The organism is Desulfobacterium sp. N47, assembly GCF_051233685.1.
GTDB lineage: Bacteria > Desulfobacterota > Desulfobacteria > Desulfobacterales > RPRI01 > RPRI01.
Map to the genome: position 1 here is coordinate 1 of NZ_JBAMMY010000251.1, position 9,289 is coordinate 9,289.

At 39.2% G+C, this 9,289-nt stretch carries 10 protein-coding genes; 7 read left to right on the forward strand and 3 right to left on the reverse strand.

What is annotated here, in order from left to right:
- Window positions 1–145 precede the first annotated feature (145 nt).
- A complete protein-coding gene (locus tag VXK47_RS16140) occupies window positions 146–403 on the forward strand; it encodes a hypothetical protein (RefSeq protein WP_435549810.1) in 258 nt (85 codons plus the stop codon).
- A gap of 20 nt (window positions 404–423) precedes the next feature.
- Entirely contained in the window at window positions 424–1,341 is a 918-nt protein-coding gene (locus VXK47_RS16145) for a protein-glutamate methylesterase/protein-glutamine glutaminase (RefSeq protein WP_435549811.1), read from the forward strand.
- 106 nt (window positions 1,342–1,447) lie between these two features.
- On the opposite strand, the gene VXK47_RS16150 is transcribed toward VXK47_RS16145, so the two are convergent.
- Both VXK47_RS16150 and der read right to left on the reverse strand, forming a co-directional pair.
- A complete protein-coding gene (locus tag VXK47_RS16150; protein WP_435549812.1) occupies window positions 1,448–2,803 on the reverse strand; it encodes a replication-associated recombination protein A in 1,356 nt (451 codons plus the stop codon).
- A 48-nt stretch (window positions 2,804–2,851) separates the two neighbouring features.
- Window positions 2,852–4,180: a ribosome biogenesis GTPase Der gene (der, locus tag VXK47_RS16155; RefSeq protein WP_435549813.1), complete on the reverse strand. Its 1,329-nt coding sequence runs from the start codon at window positions 4,178–4,180 to the stop codon at window positions 2,852–2,854.
- A 436-nt stretch (window positions 4,181–4,616) separates the two neighbouring features.
- On the opposite strand from der, the gene VXK47_RS16160 reads away from it, so the two are divergent.
- The 3 genes from VXK47_RS16160 to VXK47_RS16170 all read left to right on the forward strand — a co-directional run bounded on the left by VXK47_RS16160 (window position 4,617) and on the right by VXK47_RS16170 (window position 7,468).
- Window positions 4,617–4,817 (forward strand): cold-shock protein, encoded by a 201-nt coding sequence (locus VXK47_RS16160; protein ID WP_435549814.1) that lies wholly within the window; start codon window positions 4,617–4,619, stop codon window positions 4,815–4,817.
- Window positions 4,818–5,123: 306 nt separating this feature from the next.
- Window positions 5,124–6,710 (forward strand): peptide chain release factor 3, encoded by a 1,587-nt coding sequence (locus VXK47_RS16165; protein ID WP_435549815.1) that lies wholly within the window; start codon window positions 5,124–5,126, stop codon window positions 6,708–6,710.
- Between the two features lie 11 nt (window positions 6,711–6,721).
- Window positions 6,722–7,468: a ubiquinone/menaquinone biosynthesis methyltransferase gene (locus VXK47_RS16170; protein ID WP_435549816.1), complete on the forward strand. Its 747-nt coding sequence runs from the start codon at window positions 6,722–6,724 to the stop codon at window positions 7,466–7,468.
- A 206-nt stretch (window positions 7,469–7,674) separates the two neighbouring features.
- Here the strand turns inward: VXK47_RS16170 and VXK47_RS16175 are convergent, their stop codons facing one another.
- The gene (locus VXK47_RS16175; RefSeq protein WP_435549817.1) at window positions 7,675–7,773 is read right to left on the reverse strand and encodes a 30S ribosomal protein bS22; all 99 of its coding nucleotides are present in this window, start codon (window positions 7,771–7,773) and stop codon (window positions 7,675–7,677) included.
- Between the two features lie 551 nt (window positions 7,774–8,324).
- On the opposite strand from VXK47_RS16175, the gene VXK47_RS16180 reads away from it, so the two are divergent.
- Entirely contained in the window at window positions 8,325–8,537 is a 213-nt protein-coding gene (locus VXK47_RS16180) for an RNA-binding S4 domain-containing protein (RefSeq protein WP_435549818.1), read from the forward strand.
- Between the two features lie 4 nt (window positions 8,538–8,541).
- Complete coding sequence (locus VXK47_RS16185) at window positions 8,542–9,153, forward strand: REP-associated tyrosine transposase (RefSeq protein ID WP_435549819.1); 612 nt, start codon at window positions 8,542–8,544, stop codon at window positions 9,151–9,153.
- The last annotated feature ends 136 nt before the right edge of the window (window positions 9,154–9,289 follow it).

Genomic DNA, 9,289 nt, shown 5'->3' on the forward strand with positions numbered 1-9,289 from the left:
CTGTATCAATAAAAAGGATTCGTCAGCTTAGAAACAATATCCAGAATGAATTGCGTGCCTGTGGAAAAAATACACAGTCTGATAATCGAATTGTCAAAGAACAAACTTTATATGCAAAAACCTAACCGGACACTACTGAAACAGAATGGAAATTGAGTGTAAAATATTCGGAGGAAGTGAGCTGCTCCTTTCTTTTTGGACTATAGATGAAAAAATGAGTGTGGGAAAACAAAATTCCATAATGGCCTTAAATATTATCCGGAAGGAAGGATTGATATTGGTTGCAAAAGACCTTGGAGGAACAAAAGCACGAAAAATAATATTTGATACTACTACGGGAAAAGTTTTTCTGAAACGTATTAAACATGCGCTGACTAATGAAACTACCCATTTATTGACATAGAATTGACATAGAGTTTAAATATGCAAAATAAAATAAAGGTTCTGATAGTAGATGATTCGGCGGTCGTTCGGCAAACACTGACCGAAATACTTTCTTCGGACCCCATGATAGAAATTATGGGATCTGCTTCGGATCCTTTTATTGCTGCCGACAGACTCCTGCATCAGATTCCGGATGTAATAACATTGGATATTGAAATGCCGCGGATGGACGGTATAACATTTCTGCAAAAAATTATGACTCAGTATCCCATCCCTGTGGTTATATGTTCCAGTCTCACAGAAAAAGGTTCTGAAACTGCGCTTAAAATTTTTGAATACGGGGCAGTGGAAATTATCGCCAAACCTTCATCCAAAGCTATGGTCAAAACTACCGAAAAGGTGGTTGTAATCGGTGCTTCGACCGGAGGAACCGAAGCGCTGAGAATGTTTCTGGAGGATTTGCCGGATGATTCCCCCGGCATGGTAATTGTACAGCACATGCCTGAACATTTTACCAAAGCCTTCGCCCAAAGGCTGGATACTTTATGCAGAGTTTCGGTAAAAGAAGCTGAAGACAATGACTCGGTAGTCCGTGGCAGAGTTCTTATTGCACACGGAAACCGTCATACCATGCTCAAACGTAGTGGGGCCCGCTATTATGTGGAAGTAAAGGACGGGCCTTTGGTTTCAAGACACCGGCCTTCGGTTGATGTGCTGTTTCGTTCCGCTGCAAGATACGCAGGAAAAAATACTGTAGCAGTGATCATGACCGGCATGGGAGATGACGGCGCCAAAGGTATGCTGGAAATAAAGCAGACAGGAGCGGCAACTATAGCACAGGATGAACAAACTTCGGTAGTTTTTGGAATGCCTCATGAGGCAATTAAACTCGGAGGAGTAGACAAAATTCTGCCGTTAAGCAATATCGCACAACATGTATTAAAACAATGTCGATAACTTCTGCAAGCCATACAGTCTTATATTGGTTTTGCTTTGGCCGATACCGGCTACAGCGTTTGTCATAAATCTGTTCACAAATATCCTGTAGCTATGATCAGAATAGTCAGGTTGCAGTTTTCTTCTCTTTCTTAAGTTTACGCCATTTCTCAAGCCTTTGCTTTATAGTCTTTTCATAACCTCTTTCGGTCGGAAAATAAAAAAGAGTGCTTTCAAGTTTATCAGGCAGGTATTCCTGGAAAACGTAATCCTCTTTATAATCATGAGCATATTTATAATCTTTGCCATAACCCAGATCTTTCATAAGGGATGTCGGGGCGTTTCTGATATGAAGAGGAACAGGAAGCGCACCTTCGCTTCTGACAGCTTTCTGAACACGGCCATAGGCAGTATACACACTGTTGCTTTTGGGGGCAGTCGAAAGATAAATTACAGCCTGTGCAAGGGCAAGCTCACCTTCGGGTTGACCGATGAACTTAAAAGCTTCCATCGCACTAACTGTAACGCTTAAAGCATACGGATCGGCATTTCCGATATCTTCCGAAGCAAATCTTATCATTCTTCGTGCTATAAAAAGCGGATCTTCACCAGCTGTCAGCATGCGGGCAAGCCAATAGACAGCAGCATCAGGATCACTTCCTCTCATGCTCTTATGAAGCGCCGATATCAGGTTGTAATGCTCCTCACCTTTTTTATCATACAACAAGGCTTTCTTCTGAAGGGCATTCTCTATATCATTGAGAGTTATATATATTTGTTCATTATCTTGTGTTTTATTTTTACCTGTTGCTATTCCGGCTGCTATCTCAAGACTGTTTAAGGCCATTCTGGCGTCGCCATCCGATATTCTTACAAGATGGGATAATACTTCTTCTGAAAGCGAAAGATTTAATTCTCCAAGCCCTCTTTCTTTATCTTTTAATGCACTATCAATTATCCTGGAGATATCATCATCGGAAAGGGTTTTTAAAGTAATTACCCTGCATCGTGAAAGAAGAGGAGAAATTACCTCAAAAGAAGGATTTTCGGTTGTTGCGCCTATTAACGTTATCAGACCACTTTCAACATGATGTAAAAACGCATCCTGTTGGGCCTTATTGAATCTGTGGATTTCGTCAACAAACAGAATTGATCTTTTTCTGAAAAGTTTAAGCTGGTTTTTTGCCTCTTCAATAACAGCCCTTATTTCTTTAACTCCGGAAAGTACTGCTGAAAAATGCATAAAATAAGAGCTTGTTTCACGGGCAATAATTCTTGCAAGAGTCGTTTTGCCGCATCCCGGAGGACCCCAGAGGATCATTGAAAAAACCTGGTCTTTTTCAAATGCATGCCTGATCAATGTACCTTCTGCAACAACATGTTCCTGGCCTGCAAACTCATTCAGATTTCTTGGGCGCATCTTCTCGGCAAGAGGCTTTGAGTCATTTCCTGTTTTTTCGGCACCGTATTCAAAAAGATCCAAATTATCCTCAAAAATATTTTTATGTTAATCCCAAAAATTTTCCAAGCTCTATTTTTTCTTATGCCTGTCGCCATCTCTTTTTTTGAAAACAAGCTTAATCGGTGTCTTATCAAGTCCTGCACCCGCCCTGATCTGATTTACGAGATATCTTTTGTAAGAAAAATGAAGCGCATCGGCATAATTCACGAAGAAAACAAATGTTGGGGGTTTAATTGAAACCTGGGTCGTATAGTAAAATTTAATCCTTCTTCCTTTGTAAAGCGACGGTTCCGTTTTGGTAACGGCTGATTCTAAAATTCTGTTTAATTCTCCGGTGCCGATTCGAAATTCATACTGCTTGTATACTTCATCCACAAGATCAAATATTTTCGCAACCCCAAGCCCTGTTTTTGCCGAGATTGTCATTGCTGGCGCATAATTTAAATATTTGGCTTCATATTTTAACTGCTCTATAAATTTTTTCTTTATCTTATCCCCTTTTTCAACAGTATCCCACTTGTTTAAAAGAAAGATACAGCCGCATTCACGCTCATATGCATATCCGGCAATACTTATATCCTGATCGGTTATACCTTCTGAAGCATCTATGATTATAAGAGCAATATCACATCTATCAAGGCTTTTTAAGGCTTTTATAATTGAAAATTTCTCAATTTTTTTTGATACTTTACTCTTTCTTCTTATACCTGCTGTGTCTATAATAAGATACTGCTTTCCTTTTATCTCGCAAAGAGAATCCACGGCATCACGGGTCGTACCCGGCACATCGCTTACTATATGCCGGTCTTTACCCAGAATGCGGTTTATAAGTGATGATTTGCCAACATTTGGTCTTCCGATAACCGCCACCTTTATTATATCCTGATATTGTCCTGAATCAGCTTTCGGGAATATACTGACAAGATCATCGAGAAAACTCCCGACACCATAGCCATGTTCAGATGATAAGGAATATATTCTTTCTATACCGAGAGAATAAAATTCATAAAGATTGATTTCTTTTTCATCGCCATCAATCTTGTTGACAACATAGAAAACAGGCTTGGAAACTGATCTTAACAATTGTACAATGTCCGAATCAAAAGGAGATACGCCACTCTTTCCGTCTAACATCATTATAATCGCATCGGCATCATCTATTGATTGCTTGACCTGCATGCGAACCTTTGAATTTATATCGTCTTCATCACCGTATGCAAAACCGCCAGTATCCACAAGAGTAAATTCGACATCATTCCATACGGCATCTCTATGTATACAATCCCTTGTAACTCCGGGGAAATCATCAACTATAGCATCTTTAGATCTTGTAACCCGGTTAAAAAACGTCGATTTGCCAACATTTGGTCTTCCGACTATAGTGATAATAGGTTTCATTATGTTTTATGTGGATCCTTTCAAAAATAAATAAATCCGGTTGATTGAACTGTCTGTCATTTCAAATGGTTCAAGAGACTAACTGGTTCCTGATACCTATCAAAAAATAATTAAAGCAAATATTTACCACTTATATATCAAATATTAACAGTATGTCAAAAAAACAGGGTACTATGAACAGCTTTTTTTTGGAACTTATTATTTTAACTATTTGTAAAAACAGCAAACACATGAAGTTATATTATAATTGATACCGGTTGAAATTAAATGCAAAATAATAATTTTCGCTTGACGTTTTATAAAACTAATATTATTATTTCGGATATTTTTTAACGGCCGCAGTCAGTATAGTAGTATTGCTCTTTAAGGAACGGTTCCTTGTAAGGCGTCTGTCTTGAGCCGGAATTTTGTAATATTTTTTAAGGAGAAAAGAATTTTGGCAAACGGAATAGTAAAATGGTTCAGTAATAAAAAAGGTTATGGATTTATTGAACAGGAAAACGGCGAAGATGTATTCGTTCATCATTCTGCAATAAATGGAGCCGGTTTTAAAACTCTTTCCGAAGGTGAAAAGGTTACCTTTGATATCGAACAGGGTGAAAAAGGGCCAGCGGCTGTTAATGTAACAAAGCTTTAATCAATTTTTAAAAAATAAAGGGCATCTCGCAAGGTTGCGGTTTTTAAACGGGACCTTTGAAAACATCCAAATTTGCCGGGGTACATATATGTGTGGATTTCATGGCAACCTGGCAAAAAAGGTTAAGTTTATTCAAATGTCCATAGGCAACAGCCTACACGGAGGTGCCTTTTTTGTTTTTTCAATAATGAATCATATCGAAGGTATAAAATCCTGCGATTAATATCATAAAACCCCTCCATCCAGCAAGTTCAACATGAAGATCGGAATCTTTAAAAAGCTTTATAAGGTTATATAATATTTTTTATGAATAAACAGCACAAAAAAGAAGTGGAAAAACGCCGCACTTTTGGCATTATAAGCCATCCTGATGCGGGAAAAACAACTCTTACTGAAAAACTCCTTCTTTTCGGAGGCGCAATACAACTGGCAGGTGCAGTCAAAGCGCGCAAAGCAGCCCGTCATGCAACAAGCGACTGGATGTCCATAGAAAAAGAAAGGGGTATATCGGTAACAACTTCGGTAATGAAGTTCAACTATAATAATTATGAAATAAACCTGCTTGATACACCGGGACACCAGGATTTTTCTGAAGATACATACAGGGTATTGACCGCTGTTGACAGCGCTCTGATGGTTATTGACAGCGCAAAGGGTGTTGAACCCCAGACAATAAAACTGATGGAAGTATGCAGAATGCGCAATACTCCCATAATAACTTTCATAAACAAACTGGACAGGGACGGTCTTGCACCCCTTGACCTTCTTGCCGATATTGAAGACAGGCTTCAGATCGAATGCACCCCATTATCATGGCCTATAGGTATGGGAAAATATTTTAAAGGGGTATATAACATATTCAAAAAAGAGCTTAACCTCTTTACTCCTGGAAAAAGCACCAAAATTGCTGAAGGAATAACGATAAAAGAGCTTTCAGATCCAAGACTTGATGAACTTCTTGGAAGCGATGCAAACAGGCTGAGAGAGGATATTGATCTGTTAAATATAGCATCCACTCCTTTTGACTATGAACATTATCTCAAGGCCAATCAGACTCCTGTTTTCTTTGGAAGTGCTGTAAATAATTTCGGGGTAAAAGAACTGCTTGACGCATTTGTTGAAATGGCGCCAGCTCCTTTACCCAGAAATTCCGCTTCAAGAGCCGTATCGCCTTATGAAGAATCATTTTCAGGCTTTGTGTTTAAAATTCAGGCTAACATGGACCCGGCCCACAGAGACCGTATTTCTTTTGTAAGGATATGCTCCGGAAAATTTACACGCGGCATGAAAGTAATTCATCAGCATTCGGGCAAAGAAATGACGCTTTCAAATGCTACAATATTCATGGCACAGGACAGGTCAAATGTTGAAGAAGCATATCCTGGAGACATAATAGGCTTGCATAACCACGGTAAAATCAAAATCGGTGATACATTTACCGATAAAGAGCCTCTGAAATTTACAGGCATCCCCAACTTCGCACCTGAACACTTCCGGCGTGTCCGCCTCTTAAATCCCATTAAAAACAAGCAGCTCCAGAAAGGGTTGATCCAGCTCTCCGAAGAAGGGGCTGTTCAGTTTTTCAAGCCGCTCACAGGAAGCGGATATATTCTTGGAGCGGTAGGAGTGCTGCAGTTTGAAGTTACAATGGCTCGCCTCAAAGATGAATACGGGGCTGATGCTGTAACGGAACCCATCGATTATACCAGAGCACGCTGGGTTGAATGTGATGATAAAACAAAGCTTGAGCAATTTGAAAAAGAGAACAAAAACAACCTTGCTATGGATGCGGGGGGTCATCTGACATTCCTTGCCCGCAACGACTGGAGTTTGGATTACGAAATGAAACGCTGGCCTGATATCATTTTTTTAAATACAAGAGAGCAGGATTAATCGCTATCAATATGACAGATAAATACGATAAAAATAAGGCATTAAAAATACGTGCAATGTTTAAAAATATTTCAGGCCGCTATGATCTGCTGAATACAATTATGACATTCGGCAGGGATAAATCATGGAGAAGATATGTAATAAAAGAAGCTTCTCTTGGGCCGAATTCACTTATTCTTGATGTTGGAACCGGAACCGGCAAAATTCTGCACGAAGCACTTCTCTCAAATAATGGCATTAAAGCTTTCGGGGTTGATTTTACTTTGGAAATGATGCTTGCCGGAAAAGAGCAGAAGGAGAATATTTCATGGTGCTGTGCAGATGCCTTAGTCCTTCCTTTCCCTGATTCTGTTTTTGATGCTGTCACATCAGGCTATCTGATCAGAAATGTCATGGATATACACCGCTCATTTGCAGAACAGATGCGCACTACAAAACCGGGCGGAAAAATTGTATGTCTGGATACATCCCCCCCACCGAAAAATCTCCTGCGTCCTTTTATCCTTCTTTACTTAAAGCTTGTGATTCCTCTGCTCGGATTCCTTTTTGCCGGGAATAAAAATGCGTACCGATATCTTACTTCGAGCACCGAAGCATTCAAAACTCCGGAAGAGCTTGCTTTGATAATGAAAGATGTGGGACTTGAGAATATAAGGTTTCACAGGTTTATGTTTGGGACGATTTCGATCTTATGCGGCACCCGCCCATCTTCACACACTGATTTGAATTGTTTCCTTAAAACGCTCAGATATGAATAGCTTTGGACAGTCCGCATTCCCTGCAAAGATCTTTGGGGAATGAATTCTCTGCAGCATTTCGATTATTTCAATTCTCAACTCAGGATTGTCAGGAGAAGCAATAAGCGTGTTAATGGGCTTTATTGCGATTCCATTTAAAAAAGCGCCTACATAAAAAATCGCAGGCGCTTTTTTTACATTATTAAAATAAGAGACCGCAGGTAGCCTTATTTACCTTTTCTTCTCTGATGCCGCGTACGGGCCAAAAGCTTTTTATGCTTATGCTTTCTCATTTTTTTTCTTCGCTTTTTAATTACGCTACCCAACAGATCACCTCCTATATATTTTGTTTTCCAGATCTATAACATTTATTTTAATATTTTAAAATAATTAATAGCCGGTGCACTTATTTCAATTTTGGTTATTGACGCTTTTATTCTATCGTGAGCTTTCTAACACTATTATTTATTCTTTGTCCATATTTTTTTTAATTATTCGATTATGTTTTGAAACCTTCATCAAATATTGATGTGCTTTGTTGCTCGATATCCACGTAATTTTGAATTGTCGCTTATAGAAACAGCAGTAAAGAAATTTAGCGAAGTGAGTATTTCCGGAATGCAAATACATCTAAATATTGCTATTAATTACAAAATAAGGTTTTTCTGCTGTTAGCATACGAATCCATACCCAATTACAACCAAACAATCGGAATATTGTTATGAAAATAGCTATATTCTTTTGACTTGAATTTAAGAAAAGACATATCATAACAATGTCTATGGCCTTTTTTCCCGGAGATCACGGGTGTAGGCATTTTATATGAGACTGATATGAATCAACCACCACTAAATTACATTGAGACTGAATGTGCAAAATGAGAGAAATTAAAATTTTGGAAGAGCCAATTGAGCTCTATAAAATCTTGAAGTTTGAAAATATGGTCGGTAGCGGCGGTGAAGCGAAATATGTAATTTCTGAAGGTCAGGTTATAGTAAATGGAAAAATTGAAACCAGGAAAAGAAAAAAGATTTTTTCAGGTGATATCGTAGAATTTGGAGAAAATAAAATTCGTATACAAGTCAAATGAGATTATGAAAAGAATTACAGTGCCTGGGTTGCCCCATCATGTTATACAGCGCGGCTTACAGGGGCGGCAGACTTTTTTGAATGAAAATGATTATGCTGTCTACCTTGAGATTATGGTGGAATGTTGCCATAGGCATGGTGTGGAGATCTGGGCATACTGCCTGATGCCGGACTATGTTCACCTCATTGCTATTCCCGATAAAAAGAGATCCCTTTCCGGCTGCCTTCAATCGGCCCATGGTCGGTATGCCAGATACATAAACCGTCGTACCGGCAAAAGTGGTCAGTTCTGGCAGGGACGATACTCGTCACATCTGCTTGATGAACAATACCTGATTGCCTGTGCCCGCTATATCGAGATAAATCCGGTAAAAAGAAAGTACGTCGACCAGCCTGAAGATTGGCCGTGGAGCAGCGCAAGTGCTCATATTGCCGGGATTGATGACTCTTTAGTGCTGGCAAAACCTTTACTTGAACGGATTGAAAAGAGGTGGCAGGATTTTATTGCCGAACCCAGACCGGTGGAGGAGGCAGATCTGTTTTATCGGCACGAAAAGACCGGACGTCCCCTCGGAAGCGATGCTTTCCTGGCTATGTTGGATAAGGAACATATTTAGAGATTGTCATAAAACAACTATAACATTTATGTTGCATAATTTTCAAATTTGCTCCATGATTAGCTCATGGAAAAAGATAGAATATCAAAACGATTTAAAATCCTTGAGCCAATACTCAATGAACGGTTACGCAGGC

What these genes read in the sequence shown, in the direction of transcription:
- VXK47_RS16140 (WP_435549810.1), top strand. Translation starts at nt 146, where the DNA reads ATGGAAATTGAGTGTAAAATATTCGGAGGAAGTGAGCTGCTCCTTTCT.
- VXK47_RS16185 (WP_435549819.1), top strand. Translation starts at nt 8,542, where the DNA reads ATGAAAAGAATTACAGTGCCTGGGTTGCCCCATCATGTTATACAGCGC.
- VXK47_RS16165 (WP_435549815.1), top strand. Translation starts at nt 5,124, where the DNA reads ATGAATAAACAGCACAAAAAAGAAGTGGAAAAACGCCGCACTTTTGGC.
- VXK47_RS16180 (WP_435549818.1), top strand. Translation starts at nt 8,325, where the DNA reads ATGAGAGAAATTAAAATTTTGGAAGAGCCAATTGAGCTCTATAAAATC.
- VXK47_RS16145 (WP_435549811.1), top strand. Translation starts at nt 424, where the DNA reads ATGCAAAATAAAATAAAGGTTCTGATAGTAGATGATTCGGCGGTCGTT.
- VXK47_RS16170 (WP_435549816.1), top strand. Translation starts at nt 6,722, where the DNA reads ATGACAGATAAATACGATAAAAATAAGGCATTAAAAATACGTGCAATG.
- der (WP_435549813.1), bottom strand. Translation starts at nt 4,180, where the DNA reads ATGAAACCTATTATCACTATAGTCGGAAGACCAAATGTTGGCAAATCG.